This is a genomic window from Phaeobacter sp. CC-HEC084, assembly GCF_059429255.1.
Genome location: NZ_JCAIJQ010000009.1, coordinates 44,769 through 62,826, shown reverse-complemented (window position 1 = coordinate 62,826; position 18,058 = coordinate 44,769). Strand labels below are relative to the sequence as shown.

Genomic DNA, 18,058 nt, shown 5'->3' with positions numbered 1-18,058 from the left:
CTGGCGGCACTTCAGCCTGCCAGCCGGAACCCCAGCGCCTCAGCCGCATGTGGACGCAGGATTTCCGGCTCCCCTTCCAGATCGGCGATGGTGCGCGCCACCCGCAGCACCCGATGATAGCCGCGCGCGGTCAGGGCGAAACGGTCTGCGGCGCGCTGCATCAGCTCGCGGCTTTCCGTATCCAATACGGCAATGTCTTCCAGCAGCGCCCCTTCGGCATCGGCGTTCTGCTGCGCACCGGGATGGTCTGAAAACCGCCGATCCTGCCGCGCGCGCGCGGTTTCCACCCTTTGTAGGATTTCGGCAGACCCTTCGGCGGCAGCGGGTAGGGTAAGATCGTCATAAGACACTGGCGGCACGTCGATGCGCAGATCAAAGCGGTCCATCAGCGGGCCGGAAATGCGTCCCATATAATCCTCCGCGCAGAGTGGCGCGCGGGAGCAGGCGCGGGATGGATCCGCCAGATGGCCGCATTTGCACGGGTTGGCCGCAGCCACCAGCATGAAGCGGCTGGGGTATTTCACATGGGCATTGGCGCGGGCCACCATGACCTCGCCGGTTTCCAGCGGCTGGCGCAGGGTTTCCAGCACCGGGCGGGCAAATTCGGGCAGCTCGTCTAGAAACAACACGCCATTGTGCGCGAGGCTGATCTCACCAGGCTGTGCCCGTCGCCCGCCGCCGACGATGGCGGCCATGGATGCGGTGTGATGCGGTTCTCGAAACGGGCGGCTCCGGTTGATGCCACCATCCTCGATCAAACCGCACAGGGACTGGATCATCGAGGTCTCCAGCGCCTCAGCCGCCGTCAGGGGCGGCAGAATCGTCGGCAGCCGCGCCGCCAGCATGGATTTGCCGGACCCGGGTGGGCCGACCATGAGGATGTGATGCCGTCCGGCGGCAGCGATCTCCAATGCGCGTTTGGCCCGTTCCTGCCCTTTCACGTCGCGCAGATCGCGTGTGCCGATGTCGTCATGGACTTCCCCCGCGATGGCCTGCGCCAGGGGCATCTTGCCGGTGAAATGGCGCACCACGTCGATCAGGCTGGCGGCGCCGATTACCCGAGCCGTATCGACCCAGGCGGCCTCTGCCCCCGATGCCTTGGGGCAGATCAGCAACCGGTCCTCGCTGGCCGCGGTCATCGCAGCGGGCAGGGCGCCCACCACCGGGATCAACGTCCCGTCGAGCGACAATTCTCCCAGCGCGATGGTCTCGCTTGCGGCCTCGCTTGGGATTACCTCGATCGCAGCGAGAAGCGCCAGTGCGATGGGCAGGTCGAAGTGGCTGCCTTCCTTGGGCAGATCCGCGGGTGACAGGTTCACCGTGATCCGTTTTGACGGCAGCGCAATCGACATGGCGGCAAAGGCCGAGCGCACCCTCTCGCGCGCTTCGCTCACCGCCTTGTCCGGCAGGCCGACGATGGAAAAGGCGGGAAGGCCCGGCGCCACGGCGCATTGCACCTCGACCGGGCGGGCCTCCACCCCTTGAAAGGCGACAGTGTAGGCCCGTGAAATCATGCTGGGCTATCCCTCTGAAGATACCAGAGAAAATCATAGCGAACGGCGGACCGGAGTCGCCCTTAAAGCACGTTATGCGTGTATTTTTGTCGTTGACTTTGCGGGCCGACGACGCGGCGCGTCAGTCAAGGCTCCAGGGGCGGCGCTCCAGTTCCATCGCATAAGGCTCGGGGTCGTAAGTCACCTCACGCGCCTGTTCCTGCCAGTGCAGCACCGCCGGATCGGACAAGAGCGCGCGGCAATAGGCGCGGGTTTCAGGCGACACCGGCAGGTTATATCCGATGATGCGGGCCGCAACCGGCGTGTAGAACACATCGGCAAGGCAGTAGTCGCCAAAGAGCCAGCCCTCCGCAGCGCCAGACACCTTGCGGGCATGCGCAAACAGGGTCTCGATCCGGGCAAGATCCTGTTGCACCGCTTCGGAGGGGGTAAATCCCTGCCAGATATGGCTCAGCTGCATCGGGCAGTCCCCGCGCAGGGCGGAAAACCCGCAGGCCATTTCGGCCACCAGCCAGCGCGCAGTCGCCCGCGCCGCCGGATCACTGGGCCACAGGCCTGCCTCCGGGTGCCGTTCGGCCAGGGTTTCCCCCATAGCCAGGCTTTCGCCGATCACCGTGCCTTCGGGCGTGCGAAGTGTGGGTACCAGCCGGGCAGGCGCCAGATCTGCCAGATCCGCCGCCATGGTTCCGGAATAAAGCCCCACCATATGCACCACATGGGGGAGCGAGAATTTTTCAAGCATGAGCCAGCCGCGCAAGGACCAGCTGGAATACATGCGGTCACCGATAAAAAGATCATATGTCATGCAGGCAGGCTAGCGCAGCTTCACGGGGTGCCAAATCGCTGATTTGTGCGCGGTGCCATCACGGAAGGTGATTGATCTTTCCGGTGCGCCAACCATCGGTTCCGTCTCCCGGAAGGTGGTGGATTTCGGTGACCGATAGGTTGTCGATCCGGTGCGAAAACGCCTCTTCTGCGGTCAGCCGTTCGGCGCGCTGGATCTGGGTCAGGATCTGGCCGAAATGGCCGACCACGATCAGATTGCGGCCCCGGTGGGCTTCGATCAGGCTGTCGATGGCCCGGTCCACGCGGGCGCAGACCTCATTCCAGCTTTCTCCGCCGGGGGGGCGGACATCGCCGGGGGTGTCCCAATAGGCGCGGATGCGTTCGGGATCTTCGGCGTCGATGTCTTTCCAGGTGCGCAGCTCCCATTCCCCGAAATGGATTTCTCTGAGGTCGGGCAGGTGGGGCAGGCGCGCACGGTCGCCTTGGATGGCACTGGCGGTATCTGCAGCGCGGGACAGATCCGACGACACCACCAAGGCATCTTCGGGCAGGGCAGCTGACAGGCGGCGAATTGCGGCGCTGTCGGACAGGTCCGCCGGAAGATCAGACCAGCCGACCATGGATTTGGCGTGGGTCGGGCCGTGGCGGACAAGGAATAGGCGGGTCATGAAAGGCTTCCTTTCAGCACCAGCGGCAGGCCTGCGGTGACCTGCACCACCGTCTGCGCGCGGGCGGCGATTGCGATGTTGAGCCGCCCCTGCGCCTCGCGGAACCTCCGGGCCAGGGCGTTCTCGGGCACGATGCCAAGTCCGGTTTCGTTCGACACGATCACGATTTCTGCGCGGCAGGTATCAATCGCCTGCAACAGGGTCTCGGTTTCGGCCTCCAGATCATGGTCCGCCAGCAGGTGATTGGTCAGCCACATGGTGGCGCAATCGATCAGGCAGATCTGTCCCTCCACAAGGGCGCCAAGGGCCTTTGCGGCATCGAATGGTTCTTCATGTGTGGTCCAGTCCGCACCGCGCTGGGCCAGGTGTTTTGCAACTTTTTCGCGCATTTCACCATCAAATATCTGTGAAGTTGCCCAGTAAGCTTTTGGCTTGCCTGAGGAAAAGCATAGACTTTCAGCAAAGGCAGACTTTCCCGATGCGGCCCCGCCAAGAATGAATGTGACAGCTGCGGACACGTCTTCTACCCTGAGTTCGGTGATGGTTGCAGGAGTTTGGGTATCTGCTGATCTGGCCTGAAACAAGCCTGAACCTGCCATGTCCGATGACGCCCCGCAGATGCGGACCGGGATCTGCAGCAGGGACACGACCAAGGGCGGACAGGTTCCAAGGTGGGGAGCAAAGCGGCGCCCCCGATGGTCTAAAACGGCCTGATGCACCGGGGTAAGGCGCTGAAAACCGGGCCTGATCGGAGAAAAAATACAGCCAAAGTGATCCGATCCCGGCGCCACTGCGTAACATTAGTAATCAGTTTGGAGGGGAGTATCATGGCACTTGACACGACCAGTGAAAACCCGCTGCCAAAGCAGGCCATGAAGGCCGAGCTTCTGGACGCTGAAACGGAGCTGCGCCTGGCCTATGCCTGGCGCGACGACCGTGACGAAGAAGCACTGCACCGGCTGATCCACGCCTACATGCGGCTGGCGATCTCTATGGCCGCGAAATTCAAACGCTACGGCGCGCCGATGAATGACCTCATCCAAGAGGCCGGTGTCGGGCTGATGAAGGCGGCAGACAAATTCGACCCCGACCGGGGGGTGCGGTTTTCCACCTACGCGGTCTGGTGGATCAAGGCGTCGATCCAGGACTACGTGATGCGCAATTGGTCGATGGTGCGCACCGGCTCCACCTCCTCGCAGAAATCCCTGTTCTTCAACATGCGCCGGGTGCAGGCCCAGCTTGAGCGCGAGGCGCGCGCGGCAGGCGTCAAACTCGACAAGCATCAGCTGAACCAGCAGATCGCCACGGAAATCGGCGTGCCATTGCGCGATGTGGAGATGATGGACGGGCGGTTGTCCGGCTCTGACTTCTCGCTAAACGCCGTGCAATCTTCCGAGGACGAGGGCCGCGAATGGATCGAAGCGCTGGAGGATGACAGCGCGCAGGCCGCTGAACTGGTGGAAGAGCGGCATGACCGGCGCCAACTACGGGCCTGGCTGGTCGAGGCGCTGCAGGCCCTGAACGAGCGGGAGCGGTTCATCATCACCGAACGCAAACTGCGGGAAGAGGCGCGCACGCTGGAAAGCCTTGGTAACGAGCTGAACCTGTCCAAGGAACGGGTGCGGCAGCTGGAGGCCGCGGCGTTTCAGAAGATGCGGAAAACGCTTGAAGGGTGCTCCCGGGAGGTGCACAACTTCCTCTCATGACAAAGTCGATTCTTTTTATCAGAAAAGCGGGTGCCGTCTGTGCGGCAGCCGCTTTCTTTATGTATGGGGCAAACTCCGCCGCCGTGGCCGAGCCTGCAGTGCTTCCCTCGGCCAAGGCTGCGGCCGAAGTCCTGCAGGAAGCCGATGTGGCCATTCTGGGTGAGGTTCATGACAACGCGGCCCACCACCAGAAGCAGGCCGAAATCCTGCGGCATCTGGCGCCGCGCGCCGTGGTTTGGGAAATGATAACGGAGGCGCAGGCAGAGAGGCTGAGCGAGCCAATGATGAGCGACGCGGAAGCGACTGCCGACGCGCTCGATTGGGAGGCCTCGGGCTGGCCGGAGTTTGCGCTCTACGCGCCGGTCTTTGAAGCCGCCGCGCCCGCGCGGCAGTACGGCGCGCTGGTGCCGCGCACGGTCGCGCGTCAGGCGCTGGATCAGGGGATCGCGGCCTATTTCGGCGTACGGGCCGCAGATTTCGGGCTGGATCAGCCCCTGCCAGAGGCGGAGCAGACGGAACGCGAGGCGGATCAGATGGCCAATCACTGCAATGCGATGCCTGCGGAGATGCTGCCGGTGCTGGTCGATTTCCAGCGGCTGCGTGATGCGGCACTTGCTGCAGCGGTGGATCAGGCGCTGGAAGAGACTGGCGGGCCGGTGGCGGTGATCACCGGCAATGGTCATGCGCGGCTGGATCGGGGTCTTGCGGTCTACCTGTCAAAGGCGCGGCCCGAGGTGCGGATCAAGAGCCTTGGCCAGAGCGAGGGCGGCGCGATATCCGGGGATTTCGATCTGCTGCTGGATAGCGCGGCGGCAGAGCGCCCGGACCCCTGTCTTGCCTTCGGCAAGGGTTGAGGGGAAAACCGTTTCACACTTTGGCCTGGGCCAAGTAAAGTCGGCGCTGACGCAGAACTCCAAGGTGGCGCAGGGGCGGATAATATGCTGGCAGGCAAACATATTCTACTGATCATCGGTGGCGGCATCGCGGCCTATAAGGCGCTGGAACTGATCCGCCGCCTGCAGGATCAGGGCGCCAGCGTGGCGCCGGTCCTGACCAAGGCCGGGGAAAAATTCGTGACCCCGCTGTCGGTCTCGGCCCTCGCTGGGGCGCCGGTGCACCGGGATCTGTTTGACCTCACAGCCGAGGCGGAAATGGGCCATATCCAACTGTCGCGCAGTGCGGATCTGGTTGTTGTGGCACCTGCCACCGCGGATCTGATGGCGAAGATGGCGCAGGGGCTGGCCAATGATCTGGCCTCGACCCTGCTCCTGGCCACCGACACGCCGGTTCTGGTGGCGCCCGCCATGAATGTGCGCATGTGGGAACACGCCGCCACGCAACGCAATATCGCCACGCTGAAAGCGGACGGCATCCGCTTTGTCGGCCCAAACGCGGGCGGCATGGCTTGCGGCGAATTCGGTCCGGGTCGGATGGCCGAGCCGGATGAAATCGTCGCTGCCGCTGCCGCCGAGTTCCGGGACGGACCTCTCAGTGGCAAACGCATCGTCGTGACCTCCGGCCCAACACATGAGCCCATTGATCCGGTGCGCTATATCGCCAATCGCTCCTCCGGGGCGCAGGGCACAGCGGTGGCCCGTGCTCTGCGTGATCTGGGAGCGGAGGTGGTGTTCGTCACGGGCCCGGCAACGGTCCGCCCCCCCGAGGGGGTAGAGGTCGTTCCCGTCGAAAGCGCGCTGGAAATGCAGGCGGCGGTAGAGGCAGCCTTGCCCGCCGATGCGGCCGTATTCGCTGCTGCGGTGGCCGATTGGCGGGTGGCCAGCGCCTCGGACCGGAAGCTGAAGAAATCCAAGGATGGCCTGCCGACGCTGGAGTTCGCCGAAAACCCGGACATCCTGAAGACGGTCTCGCATATGACTGCAAACAGACCGGGACTGGTGGTGGGGTTCGCTGCAGAAACCAACGACGTGGTGGACAACGCCACCACTAAACGGCTGCGCAAGGGGTGCGACTGGATCGTGGCCAATGACGTCTCACCCGCCACCGGTATCATGGGTGGCAGCGAAAACGCGGTGATCCTGATCACAGACACCGGTGCCGAGGAATGGCCGCGCATGGCGAAGCAGGAGGTTGCCGGGAAACTGGCCAACCGCATCGCTGCTGCCCTCGATAGCTAAGCCCGTCCCATCCAGCCACTGACACAGCACATCAAACCGCAGGTTCCGATATGGTGACAATCCGTATACGCCGTGATGCAGAGGCGGATCACGATCTGCCGCTGCCCTCGTATGAAACGCCGGGCGCCGCAGGCGCGGATCTGCGGGCCGACCTGACAGGGCGCGGCAGCATCCTGCTGGCGCCGGGAGAGCGAGCGCTGGTGCCAACCGGGCTGCGGGTGGAAATCCCGGCGGGATACGAGATCCAGATCCGGCCCCGCTCCGGCCTGGCGCTGAAACACGGGATCACCCTGCCGAACACGCCGGGTACCATCGACAGCGATTATCGCGGACCGCTGGGCGTCATCGTGCTGAACGCGGGGCAGGAACCCTTCGAGATCCGCCACGGGGAGCGGATTGCGCAGATGGTGATTGCGCCGGTTGTGCAGGCGGCCTTCGTCGAGGTGCAGGAGCTGAGCGAGACAGAGCGCGGCAGCGGTGGTTTTGGCTCCACGGGGAGAGGCTAATGATACTGGTTCTGGGCCTTGCAGGGCTGATCTGGTGGGGCGGGCGCCTGATGGGCCTGCCGCGTGCGATGCGGGGAAGCCTGCTGGCGCTGCTGTTTACGGCCGTCGTGATCCTGCAACTGACCCTGCCGAATGGCCATGGTTTGCGGGCCGCCACCGGTGGCTCTGCCTCCTCTTGGCTGATCCTTGGCGGGATCGTGCTGCTGATCGGTGTCTACAGCTGGGGCGTCTCCCGCCTGCGCGCCCGGGCGGAGGCTAATGAAGAAGCCGAAGATGGCGGGGAAGCACCCACGGCCGAAGCGAAAACGGCGGCCAAACCGGGCCGGTTTTCCGAGACAGAGCTGAACCGCTATGCGCGCCATATCGTGCTGCGGGAGCTGGGCGGTCCAGGGCAGAAGAAACTGAAGAACGCCAAGGTGCTGGTGATTGGGGCCGGGGGGCTTGGCGCCCCGGCGCTGCAATATCTGGCGGCGGCGGGCGTTGGCACCATCGGTGTGATCGACGACGATGTGGTGGAAAACGCCAACCTGCAGCGGCAGGTTATTCACCGCGATCAGGATATCGGTCTGCCCAAGGTATTCTCGGCGCAAAAGGCGATGGAGGCGCAGAACCCCTTTGTCACCGTGCGCCCCTATCACCGCCGTCTGACGGATGAGATCGCCGCCGACCTGTTTGCGGAATATGACATCATTCTGGATGGCACCGATAATTTCGAAAGCCGCTATCTGTCGAACCGCACCGCCGTGGCGCTGGGCAAGCCGCTGATTTCCGGCGCCCTGTCGCAATGGGAGGGGCAGCTGTCCGTCTTTCATCCCAAGGCAGGCGGCCCCTGCTACCAGTGTATCTTCCCGGAGGCCCCGGCAGCGGGGCTGGCACCGAGCTGTTCCGAAGCCGGCGTCATCGGTCCCTTGCCCGGGGTCGTCGGCGCGATGATGGCGGTGGAGACGATCAAGCAGATCACCGGAGCGGGCGAAGTGCTGCGTGGCGCCATGCTGATCTACGATGCCCTTTACAGCGAAACCCGCCGCATCGGGCTGAAACAGCGGGTCGACTGCCCGATCTGCGGCGCCGGGGGCGATGGGAATGGGTCTGACGACAGCGGTGGCAAAGCTGCCTCTGGCAACGAATAAGCGTCAAACGCCACGCATAGAGCGAAGTCCACGTGTCCGAAGCGCTATATATTTCCCTGTTGTGCGGTGCCCTGATGGGCGGTGAGCCGGAACAGGTGCATCAATTCGACTATCCCGAAGGCCGGGCCTCGATCCGGGTCGATTGCGAGAACAGCAATCGGGTGGTGGAGTTTGGCCTCGACAAGCGCAGCAGCCTTGACAGTCTGCAACAGGCGTTGTTCGCGGCCGAAATCACCGGCAAGGAGGCCGTCGTGGTGCTGATCGACACCGATGGGGTCATGGGCCGGTTCGAGTGGCGCATTGCCCGAGCCGCGAATATTGCAGGCGTTCCGATCCGCATCATTGCCGCCGATCTGGTCGAGGATCTGAGGCCGGGCGGCTAGTATTTGCGGAAAATCCGCGTGCGTCTCTGGACGCTGCCGGGGCGCGGGCATAGCTTCTGGGCAAAGGAGGCCTTGCCTATGACCAACCCCCTGCTGTCCCACTGGGATACCCCGTTTGAGATTGCGCCCTTCGACCAGATTTCCGACGAAGATTTCGCGCCCGCGCTGGATCAGGCCCTTGCGGCCCATAACGCCCAGATCGACGCTATCGCGTCAAATCCCGATGCGCCGACCTTTGACAATGTGATCGGGGCGCTGGAAACACCTTGCCAGGCGCTGGAGCAGGTCCTGTCGGTGTTCTACACGGTGGCAGGCGCCGACAGTAATCCCAAGCGGCAGGAGTTGCAGCGTGCATTCTCCCCAAAACTGGCGGCGCATTCTTCGGCCATTACCGCGAACAAGGCGCTTTATGCACGGATCAAGGCGGTCTGGGATCAGCGCGATGAGCTGGACCTGACCGAGGAACAGCAGCGCGTGTTGATGCTGACCCACCGCAGTTTCGTGCGCGGTGGTGCAGCACTGGAAGGGGCGGAGGATGCCCGGATGCAGGAGATCAAGGGACGGCTTGCCACCCTTGGCACCGAATTCACTCAGAACCTGCTGGCGGATGAGAGCAACTGGTTCATGGAACTCTCTGAAGAGGATCTGGAAGGCCTGCCGGACTTCGCCATCGCGGCTGCCCGGGCTGCGGGCAAGGAAAAGGGCGTCGACGGGCCTGTCGTGACGACCTCGCGCTCCATCATCACGCCGTTCCTGCAATTCTCTCCGCGCCGGGATCTGCGGGAAAAGGCGTTCCAGGCCTGGGCGGCGCGCGGAGCCAATGGCGGCAAGACGGACAACCGGGAGATTGCGGCAGAGATCCTTGCCCTGCGCGAGGAACGAGCCAAGCTCTTGGGATATGAGAATTTCGCGGCTTACAAGCTGGAAACTGAAATGGCCAAGACGCCCGAAGCCGTGCGGGGCCTGCTAATGGATGTCTGGGGCCCGGCCAAGGCGCGGGCGGATGCGGATGCGGTCATCCTGACCGATATAATGCAGGCCGATGGTATCAACGGTGATCTGGAGCCTTGGGACTGGCGCTATTACTCGGAAAAGCGCCGCAAGATCGAACATGACCTCGATGAGGCCGAGCTGAAGCCCTATCTGCAGCTCGACAAGATGATCGAGGCGGCCTTCTCCTGTGCGAACCGCCTGTTCGGGCTGGAGTTCGCGCCGCTTGATATCCCGCTTTACCACCCCGATTGCCGCGCCTGGGAGGTCACGCGCAACGGTGAGCATATGGCGGTCTTCATCGGCGACTATTTTGCCCGTGGATCGAAACGCTCGGGTGCCTGGTGTTCGGCCATGCGCGGTCAGGCGAAGTTTCCGGAAAAACAGGCGCCTGTCGTGATCAACGTCTGCAACTTTGCCAAGGGCGATCCGGCGCTGTTGTCCTATGATGATGCGCGCACCCTGTTCCACGAATTCGGCCACGCGCTGCATCAAATGCTGTCGGATGTCACCTATGAAAGCATCTCGGGCACCTCGGTGGCGCGCGATTTCGTGGAGCTTCCTTCGCAGCTCTATGAACACTGGCTGGAAATGCCCGAGGTGCTGAGCGAGTTTGCTACCCATGCCGAGACTGGCGAGCCGATGCCCAAGGAAATGCTGGACAAGGTTCTGGGCGCTGCGACCTATGACATGGGCTTTCAGACGGTGGAATACGTTGCCTCGGCGCTTGTCGATCTGGCCTTCCACGATGGCGCCGCCCCGGCAGATCCGATGGCGCGTCAGGCCGAGGTTCTGGCCGAAATCGGCATGCCCCACGCCATCACCATGCGCCACGCGACGCCGCATTTCGCGCATGTCTTCTCCGGCGATGGCTATAGCTCCGGTTACTACAGCTACATGTGGTCCGAGGTGATGGACGCTGATGCCTTTGCCGCCTTTGAAGAGGCAGGCGGGGCCTTTGATCCCGAACGCGCCAAGGCGCTGGAGGAGCATATCCTGTCCACTGGCGGTTCCAAGGATCCGGCAGAGCTGTATACCGCCTTCCGCGGGCGTCTGCCCGGGGTGGATGCGCTGCTGAAGGGGCGGGGGCTGGCCGCAGAATAAGCTGCTGAATAAAAAAACTGGCGCCAGGAAGATTGCTCTTCCCGGCGCCATTCGTTTCGGGGTCAGATAATGGTCCCGTCAGTAACCCAGCGACCGGTCCACCAGATGCAGGAACGGCTCACCCGCCTCGCCGCGGCGGATGTTTTCCGCGATCACCTGCGATGCCGTGCTGGCCCGGGTTTCCGCCGCGATATGGGGCGTGACGGTGACATTGGGATGCGCCCAATAGGGATCATCTGCGGGCAGGGGTTCCACCCGGAACACATCCAGCGTGGCATGGCCCACCTGACCGCTATCCAGCGCTTCCAGCAGGGCTGCATCGTCGATCAGCGGACCGCGACCCGGATTGATGATCCGCGCGCCCTTGGGCAGCATCGCCAGAGTATCGGCGTTCAGGATGTTGTTGGTCGCGGGTGTATCCGGCAGCAACAGGATCACGATTTCCGCCTCTGACAACGCCTGTTTCAGCCCGTGGTCTCCATGCAGGCATTTGATCCCGTCGATCTCCTTGGCCGAGCGCGACCAGCCGGTGACCGGAAAGCCGATACGGGCCAGGCTCTGTGCGCAGGCGCTCCCCAGCGCGCCAAGGCCGAGCACAGTCACTGGGCGTTCAAAGGCCAGCGGCGGCACTACGGGCTCCCACCGGTCCTGCATGGCGATCGAGCGGTCAATGTCCAGATGATAGCGCAGCACGTGGCCGCTGACCCATTCCACCATGCCGGCTGTCAGCCCCGGATCCACCATCCGGCACAGCGGCATGGTCAGGGTCTGGTTGCCGACGATCTTTTCCACCCCGGCCCAGAGGTTCAGCACCGCCTTGCAGCGGGTATAGGGGGTGAAATCCTGCAGGTCGGAATTCGGCGCATAGACCACGTAATCCACCTGATCGGCGGGATGATCCTGCCGCATATCGACCGTCAGCCCGGCCTCGGCAAAGGCCCGTTTCAGCGGCTCGCGGTAGGTGTCCCAGCGGGCGGGCAGGGCGGCGAACTGAACGTTGATCATGTGGCAAATACTCCTGCCATGTCCCGGAAGCCCTTGATCTCGATCGGGTTGCCTGCGGGATCGTGAAAAAACATCGTGCTTTGCTCACCCGGTTCTCCGGCAAAACGGGTGGTAGGGGGGATGGTGAAGTCGATCCCCTCGGCCTCCAGCCGGTCGGCAAGAGCGCGCCATTCTTCTTGTGGCAGGATCACACCCAGATGCGGCATCGGCACCATGTGCTCACCCACCTTGCCTGTATTGGCGGTGGCAAAGACCGGCCCGAGATGCAGCGAAATCTGATGGCCGAAGAAATTGAAATCGACCCAGGTGTCGGTGCTACGCCCCTCGTTGCAGCCCAGAACACCGCCATAAAAGGCGCGGGCTGCTTCCAGATCGTCAACATGATAGGCAAGGTGAAATATGCTCATTGTCCGCACTTCCTGTTGTTGGTTGGGCCGCCCGTTCTAGCGCGGGCGGTGGACGTTTGCGCTTTGCACCAGGCCAAAGGCGGCGAGCAGCACCAGCATGGCCGAGCCCCCGTAGGAGACCAGCGGCAGGGGCACGCCGACGACCGGCGCAAGCCCCATCACCATCGACATGTTCACGGCAAAGAACAGGAAGAAGGTGATGGCGATGCCAAGCGTCACCAGTGACGAGAACCGGTCTCGCGCCGCAAGCGCGGTGGCGACGCAGAAGACGATGATCAGCACGTAGATGCTGAGCAGGGTAAAGCCGCCGATGAAACCGAATTCCTCGGCCAGGGTGGTAAAGATGAAATCGGTGTGTTTTTCCGGCAGGAAGTTCAGCCGTGACTGGGTGCCCTGCATGAAACCGCGCCCTGACCAGCCGCCCGAGCCAAGGGCGATCTTGGACTGGGTGATGTGATAGCCCGCGCCGAGCGGATCCTGCGAGGGATCCAGAAAGGTATCGATGCGGCGGAACTGGTAGTCCTTGATCAGCTGCCAGTCGGTGCCGCGGCTGTAGAACACCGCCGTGACCAGACCAACGGCGCCGGCAATCACAGTCGCGAAATAGGCCCAGTGCACGCCCGCCAGGAACATGACGCCGCCCCCGGCGGCCATCAGCAGGATCGAGGTGCCCAGATCCGGCTGCCGCAGCACCAGAAAGGTCGGGAACAGGATCATGATCACCGGCACCAACACCCAGAACAGGCGCGAGGTCTTTTCCGTTGGCAGCCAGTCATAATAGGCGGCTAGTAGCATCACTAGGGTGATCTTCATCAGCTCAGAGGGTTGCAGCCGCATGAAACCAATGTCGATCCAGCGCTGCGCACCCATGCCGACGGTGCCGAAGAACTCCACCGCCAGCAGCAGCACGATGGACATCAGATAGGCAAGGACGGAAATGTTGCGCCAAAACCAGATTGGCACCATGGCCACCATGATCATGACCGCCATGCCAAGGGCAAAGCGTTTTGCCTGCGGCTCGGCCCAGGGCGAGAACGACCCACCTGCCACGGAATAGAGCATCAGAAACCCCACCCCGGCGACCGAGGCCAGCAGCAAGGTCAGCGGCCAGTTCAGATACAGGATCTTGCGCAGGCCCGAGGGGACGGATTTGGCGCGGCTTTCAAGATAACTCATGCCCGGTCGCTGCCTCCGGTTTCTTCCCGTTTCAGACGTTCGCGTTCCAGCCGCTCCTGCTGCGCCTTGATGCGGCTGCGATCGCCCTTGGGGTAGGCGGACAGGGGCGGCGTTCCATCAAACAGCGCCTGCAACATGACATCGCGGGCAATGGGTGCGGCGGCGCGTGACCCGCCACCCCCGTGTTCGACCACGACAGCAACCGCAAAGCGGGGTTTGTCATAAGGTGCAAAGCAGACATAAAGCGCGTGGTCGCGCCGCTCCCAGGGCAGATCCTCGTTGCGGATCACCCCGGCGGCGCGTTCGGCCGCGGTGATATTGCGCACCTGGCTGGTGCCGCTTTTGCCGGCCATGCGGATGTCTTCGGCGATGATGCGTGAGCGGTAGCCAGTGCCGCGCCGGTCGTTACTGACCGAGAACATGCCCCGGCGCACGGTCCGCAGGTTGTTTTCATTGAGCCCCAAAGGCTCGCCGCCGCCGCTAGGCTGTTCGATCCCGTCGATGGATTTCAGCAGACGCGGGGTGATACTGCGCCCCGAGGCGATCCGCGCGGTCATCACTGCCAGTTGCATTGGCGAGGCCAGCATATAGCCCTGCCCGATAGAGGCGTTAGCAGTGTCGCCGATCAGCCAGTCCTGCCCGTGCACCCGCTGCTTCCACTCACGGTTCGGGGCCAGGCCGCTGGCCACGGCCGACATCGGCAGATCGTGACGCACACCCAGCCCCAGCTGGTTGGCCATGGCAGAAATCTTGTCGATTCCCACCTTCAGCGCCAGATCGTAGTAATAGACGTCGCAGGATTGCTTCAGCGAGGTGTTGAGATCCACATGCCCATGGCCCGCGCGTTTCCAGCAGTGGAACCTGCGGCCGGAGACCTCCAGATACCCGGGGCACCAGACGGTTTCCTCGGGGCCGATCAACCCTTCCTCCAGTGCAGCCAGCGCCGTCACCATCTTGAAGGTCGAACCTGGCGGATAGGTGCCCTGCACCGCCTTGTTCGCCAGCGGACGGTAGGGGTCGCCGGTCAGCAGGCTATAGTCGGCGACCGAGATGCCACGCACAAAGAGGTTGGGATCAAAGCTGGGCGAGGAGGCGATGGCGCGGGTGTCCCCATGCTCGCAATCGATGATCACCGCGGCGGCGCTTTCGTTGCCAAGGCGCGCCTGCACATAGCTTTGCAACTCGGCATCGACGGTCAGTTGCATGTCGGCGCCGGCCTCACCTTCGCGCCGGTCCAGCTCGCGCATGACGCGGCCGGTAGCATTCACCTCGACGCGCTTGGCGCCGGCCTTGCCGCGCAGGGCGTCCTCACGCTTGGCCTCAAACCCAACCTTGCCGATCTGGAAACGAGGAATGCGCAGGATCGGTTCCGGCGATTCCATCTTGCTGAGGTCATAATCCGAGACCGGCCCGACATAGCCGACCACATGGGCAAAGGCGCCGCGTTGCGGATAGATCCGCGTCAGGCCGACCTCGGGGGTAATGCCGGGCAGGGCAGGGGCGTTGACCGCTACTTTCGAGATGTCCTCCCAGCCGATTTGATCGGCCAGCGTTACCGGCAGGAAGGGCGGAGAGCGGCGCATCTCGGCCATGGCGCGCTCGATATCTTCAGGGTCGATTTCGATCAGCCGCGACAGTTTGGCGATCACCTCGCCTACATCGCCGGCGTCCTCGGGGACGATGGTGATGCGATAGGAGGGCGAGTTCTGCGCCAGGGTGATGCCGTTGCGGTCGAAGATCTCACCGCGTGCTGGCGGTAGCAGGCGGATATTGATCCGGTTTTCCTCGGCCAGCAGCCGGAACTGATCGGCCTGATCTACCTGCAGATAGCGCATGCGTGCCGCCAACCCGCCCGCAAACCCCAGTTGCAAACCGCCCAGAAGCAGCGCCCGGCGGGTCAGCTTGCGGTGGCTGAACTCTAGCTCTTTCGGATTGCGTTTCATCAGCGGCTTCCCAGGGCTTCGGCTTCGGCAGGTGACAGTTTGCGCACACCCAATAGGCTTTGACTGATGATCACGACCAGAGGATAGGCGGCAATCGTCAGCAGGGCTTGAATCAGCGTGAGGCCCAAGGGTGCCTGCGCCACGGCCAGAATAGCAAGAATGGCTCGGTTGAGCACCACGATACCTGCGATCACAAAAGCGACGGCGAGCCATTCCGCGGCAAAGGCGGTTTCCCGGTGCGGCGGGATTCGCGACTTCAGGAATTCGCAGCCCAGCACCACCAGCAGCGCAAAAAGGCCGGGCGGGCGCTGGAACATCATGTCGGCGACCAGCATGGTTGCCCCCAGCAGCAGAACAGGCACGAAATCCGGCCGCCGCAGTGACCAGGCCATGGCAAGCGCCAGCAGCAGGTCTGGCGGCGCCCAACGGCGCGGCAGAGTGTCCAGCGGCAGCAGGTGAAAGAAGATCAGCACCAGTGCCAGAGCCGGAAAGGCCATCCGCATCATCCAGATCCGCGCGGGCGAGGTGCTAGCCATTGCTCTCCCCTTCGGACGCGGACAGGGCCTCGGGCGTCAGGTTTTGCGGCCGCGGGAGAGGCACAGTGGCATCCGGCGCCGGGACAACCAGTCCGCCGGGCTCCTTGATCACCTCAGAGCCCTGATGGCGCAGCACCCGCAGGAATTCCAGCCGTTCGTAGTCGGCAGACAGGCGCACCCGCTTACGGCCGGTGCGGTCCTCGGTCACCTGACCGATCAGCAGCCCGGGCGGAAAGACGGAGCCATCGCCAGAGGTGATGACCCGGTCGCCGGGGCGGATCAGATCGGGGTTTTCAAGGAAATCCAGCACTGGCGCAGCGCTGTTGTCACCGGTCACCAGAACGGTCTGCCCCGAAGGCTGGATGGTGGCGGGCACCGCGCTGGCGGCATCAGTCAGCAGAATGACCCGCGCGGTATCCTGTCCGGTGCCGGAAATACGTCCCACCAGACCGATCCCGTCCATGGCGGCCCAGCCATCCTGTATCCCGTCCCGGGCGCCGATGTTGAGGATCACAGACTGGCGAAAGGGCGATCCGCTGTCGGCCATCACCACACCGGTGATATAGGTCAGCTTGGGATCGAGCCGCACGTTGTTGAGATCCAGCAGGCGGGCGTTTTCCTGTTCCAGCTGCAGCGCAGCTTCTTTCCAGGCGCGCATTTGGCGCAGCTCGGAGCGCAACTCTTGGTTCTGTTCGGAAAGGCGCTGATAGCTTTGGAAGTCCCGGAACAGGTTGACCGTCGCGGTGACCGGCACCATGGCCCAGTCCATATTCGGCACAACGGTGTCCACCAGCTGCGCGCGGAAGCGTTCGACCCTTGGGCTATCGATCCGCCAGACCAGAAAAATGGCTGCAAGGCACAGGCACACCAGCCCGATCAGCAAACGGCGCAGCGGGGCGGAATAATCTTCGCGCTGTGACCGGTCTTTGGCCAAGGGACTCCTTTCGGGTGTGGATCACCCCGGCATGCGCGGGGCAGGGCGCCTCAGCTGTCGTAGTCGATGGCGTGGCGCAGCTGTTTTTCGAATTCCAGTGCCTTGCCGGTGCCAAGGGCGACGCAGTTCAGGCTTTCGTCGGCGATGGAAACCGCAAGGCCGGTCTGCTCGCGCAGGGCCAGATCCAGATCGCCCAGCAGCGCGCCGCCGCCGGTCAACATGACGCCACGGTCGACGATATCGGCGGCCAGATCCGGCGGGGTGGTTTCCAGCGCGGTCATCACGGAATCGCAGATCTGCTGCACCGGTTCGGCCAGCGCCTCGGCGACCTGCGCCTGGCTGATCTCGATTTCCTTGGGCACGCCGTTCAACAGGTCACGGCCGCGGATCTGCATCGACTGGCCTCGACCATCGTCGGGCATGCGGGCGGTGCCGATGGAGGTCTTGATACGCTCGGCGGTGGCTTCACCGATCAAAAGGTTCTGCTGGCGGCGCAGGTAGGAGATGATTGCCTCGTCCATGCGGTCGCCGCCGACGCGGACCGAGCGTGCGTATACGATATCCCCAAGGGACAGAACCGCCACCTCGGTGGTACCGCCGCCGATGTCCACGACCATGTTGCCGGTGGGGTCGGTGATCGGCATGCCCGCGCCGATGGCGGCTGCGATGGGCTCTGCGATCAGCCCGGCGCGGCGGGCACCTGCGGAGAGCACCGACTGACGGATCGCGCGTTTTTCAACCGGGGTCGCGCCATGGGGTACGCAGACGATGATCTTGGGCTTGGAGAAGGTCGAGCGTTTGTGCACCTTGCGGATGAAATGCTTGATCATTTCCTCGGCGGTGTCGAAGTCCGCAATCACGCCTTCGCGCATCGGGCGGATCGCCTCGATCGAGCCGGGGGTGCGGCCCAGCATCAGCTTGGCGTCCTCTCCCACGGCCAGCACCTTTTTGACGCCGTCCTTGACGTGATAGGCAACAACCGACGGCTCGGACAGGATCACGCCGCGGCCCTTGACATAGACCAGAGTGTTCGCAGTGCCGAGATCGATGGCCATGTCCGAAGTGAACAGACCGCCTAGATTTCCAAAGAGCGCCATAAATGAGGGATCCTGTAAGTTCTGCCGTTCGTGCCCGC

The 18,058-nt window shown here is 63.5% G+C and carries 18 protein-coding genes; 7 read left to right on the top strand and 11 right to left on the bottom strand.

The features are described 5' to 3' along the window. Positions 1–11 precede the first annotated feature (11 nt). From AC5SSZ_RS17465 to cobU, 4 genes are all read right to left on the bottom strand, one after another. Positions 12–1,514 carry a YifB family Mg chelatase-like AAA ATPase gene (locus AC5SSZ_RS17465; protein ID WP_495439104.1) on the bottom strand — a complete coding sequence of 501 codons (1,503 nt, stop codon included), beginning with the start codon at positions 1,512–1,514 and terminating at the stop codon, positions 12–14. A 121-nt stretch (positions 1,515–1,635) separates the two neighbouring features. Further along, positions 1,636–2,319 carry a glutathione S-transferase gene (locus tag AC5SSZ_RS17460; RefSeq protein ID WP_495439103.1) on the bottom strand — a complete coding sequence of 228 codons (684 nt, stop codon included), beginning with the start codon at positions 2,317–2,319 and terminating at the stop codon, positions 1,636–1,638. A gap of 58 nt (positions 2,320–2,377) precedes the next feature. After that, positions 2,378–2,968 carry a histidine phosphatase family protein gene (locus tag AC5SSZ_RS17455; protein WP_495439102.1) on the bottom strand — a complete coding sequence of 197 codons (591 nt, stop codon included), beginning with the start codon at positions 2,966–2,968 and terminating at the stop codon, positions 2,378–2,380. Then, positions 2,965–3,567 carry a bifunctional adenosylcobinamide kinase/adenosylcobinamide-phosphate guanylyltransferase gene (gene cobU / locus AC5SSZ_RS17450; RefSeq protein ID WP_495439101.1) on the bottom strand — a complete coding sequence of 201 codons (603 nt, stop codon included), beginning with the start codon at positions 3,565–3,567 and terminating at the stop codon, positions 2,965–2,967. The genes AC5SSZ_RS17455 and cobU overlap by 4 nt, the downstream gene beginning before the upstream one ends. Before the next feature lie 228 nt (positions 3,568–3,795). On the opposite strand from cobU, the gene AC5SSZ_RS17445 reads away from it, so the two are divergent. From AC5SSZ_RS17445 to AC5SSZ_RS17415, 7 genes are all read left to right on the top strand, one after another. Further along, a complete protein-coding gene (locus tag AC5SSZ_RS17445; protein WP_065272752.1) occupies positions 3,796–4,674 on the top strand; it encodes an RNA polymerase factor sigma-32 in 879 nt (292 codons plus the stop codon). A 59-nt stretch (positions 4,675–4,733) separates the two neighbouring features. Continuing rightward, positions 4,734–5,528: a ChaN family lipoprotein gene (locus tag AC5SSZ_RS17440; protein WP_495439099.1), complete on the top strand. Its 795-nt coding sequence runs from the start codon at positions 4,734–4,736 to the stop codon at positions 5,526–5,528. 84 nt (positions 5,529–5,612) lie between these two features. Next, entirely contained in the window at positions 5,613–6,809 is a 1,197-nt protein-coding gene (coaBC, locus tag AC5SSZ_RS17435; protein ID WP_495439097.1) for a bifunctional phosphopantothenoylcysteine decarboxylase/phosphopantothenate--cysteine ligase CoaBC, read from the top strand. 50 nt (positions 6,810–6,859) lie between these two features. After that, positions 6,860–7,315, top strand: a complete 456-nt coding sequence (gene dut / locus AC5SSZ_RS17430) for a dUTP diphosphatase (protein WP_495439096.1) — start codon at positions 6,860–6,862, stop codon at positions 7,313–7,315. Continuing rightward, positions 7,315–8,445: a HesA/MoeB/ThiF family protein gene (locus tag AC5SSZ_RS17425; protein ID WP_495439094.1), complete on the top strand. Its 1,131-nt coding sequence runs from the start codon at positions 7,315–7,317 to the stop codon at positions 8,443–8,445. The genes dut and AC5SSZ_RS17425 overlap by 1 nt, the downstream gene beginning before the upstream one ends. A 32-nt stretch (positions 8,446–8,477) precedes the next feature. Continuing rightward, on the top strand, positions 8,478–8,828 hold the full coding sequence (locus AC5SSZ_RS17420; protein ID WP_065272756.1) for a hypothetical protein: 351 nt from the start codon (positions 8,478–8,480) through the stop codon (positions 8,826–8,828). 78 nt (positions 8,829–8,906) lie between these two features. Continuing rightward, positions 8,907–10,922 carry a M3 family metallopeptidase gene (locus tag AC5SSZ_RS17415; RefSeq protein ID WP_495439092.1) on the top strand — a complete coding sequence of 672 codons (2,016 nt, stop codon included), beginning with the start codon at positions 8,907–8,909 and terminating at the stop codon, positions 10,920–10,922. Positions 10,923–11,000: 78 nt separating this feature from the next. On the opposite strand, the gene AC5SSZ_RS17410 is transcribed toward AC5SSZ_RS17415, so the two are convergent. Genes AC5SSZ_RS17410 through AC5SSZ_RS17380 form a run of 7 tightly spaced genes read right to left on the bottom strand, consistent with a single transcriptional unit; the run spans position 11,001 to position 18,020 of the window. Next, positions 11,001–11,927 carry a 2-hydroxyacid dehydrogenase gene (locus tag AC5SSZ_RS17410; RefSeq protein ID WP_495439090.1) on the bottom strand — a complete coding sequence of 309 codons (927 nt, stop codon included), beginning with the start codon at positions 11,925–11,927 and terminating at the stop codon, positions 11,001–11,003. Further along, positions 11,924–12,334: a VOC family protein gene (locus AC5SSZ_RS17405; protein WP_065272758.1), complete on the bottom strand. Its 411-nt coding sequence runs from the start codon at positions 12,332–12,334 to the stop codon at positions 11,924–11,926. The genes AC5SSZ_RS17410 and AC5SSZ_RS17405 overlap by 4 nt, the downstream gene beginning before the upstream one ends. A gap of 36 nt (positions 12,335–12,370) precedes the next feature. Then, entirely contained in the window at positions 12,371–13,510 is a 1,140-nt protein-coding gene (rodA, locus tag AC5SSZ_RS17400; RefSeq protein ID WP_065272759.1) for a rod shape-determining protein RodA, read from the bottom strand. Beyond that, a complete protein-coding gene (gene mrdA, locus AC5SSZ_RS17395) occupies positions 13,507–15,453 on the bottom strand; it encodes a penicillin-binding protein 2 (RefSeq protein ID WP_274827798.1) in 1,947 nt (648 codons plus the stop codon). Before mrdA ends, rodA begins: the two co-directional genes overlap by 4 nt. Then, positions 15,453–15,989, bottom strand: coding sequence for a rod shape-determining protein MreD (locus AC5SSZ_RS17390; protein ID WP_495439085.1), 537 nt, complete (start codon positions 15,987–15,989; stop codon positions 15,453–15,455). The genes mrdA and AC5SSZ_RS17390 overlap by 1 nt, the downstream gene beginning before the upstream one ends. After that, positions 15,982–16,923 (bottom strand): rod shape-determining protein MreC, encoded by a 942-nt coding sequence (gene mreC, locus AC5SSZ_RS17385; protein WP_495439082.1) that lies wholly within the window; start codon positions 16,921–16,923, stop codon positions 15,982–15,984. Before mreC ends, AC5SSZ_RS17390 begins: the two co-directional genes overlap by 8 nt. A gap of 50 nt (positions 16,924–16,973) precedes the next feature. Continuing rightward, positions 16,974–18,020, bottom strand: a complete 1,047-nt coding sequence (locus AC5SSZ_RS17380; protein WP_065272763.1) for a rod shape-determining protein — start codon at positions 18,018–18,020, stop codon at positions 16,974–16,976. Positions 18,021–18,058 lie beyond the last annotated feature (38 nt).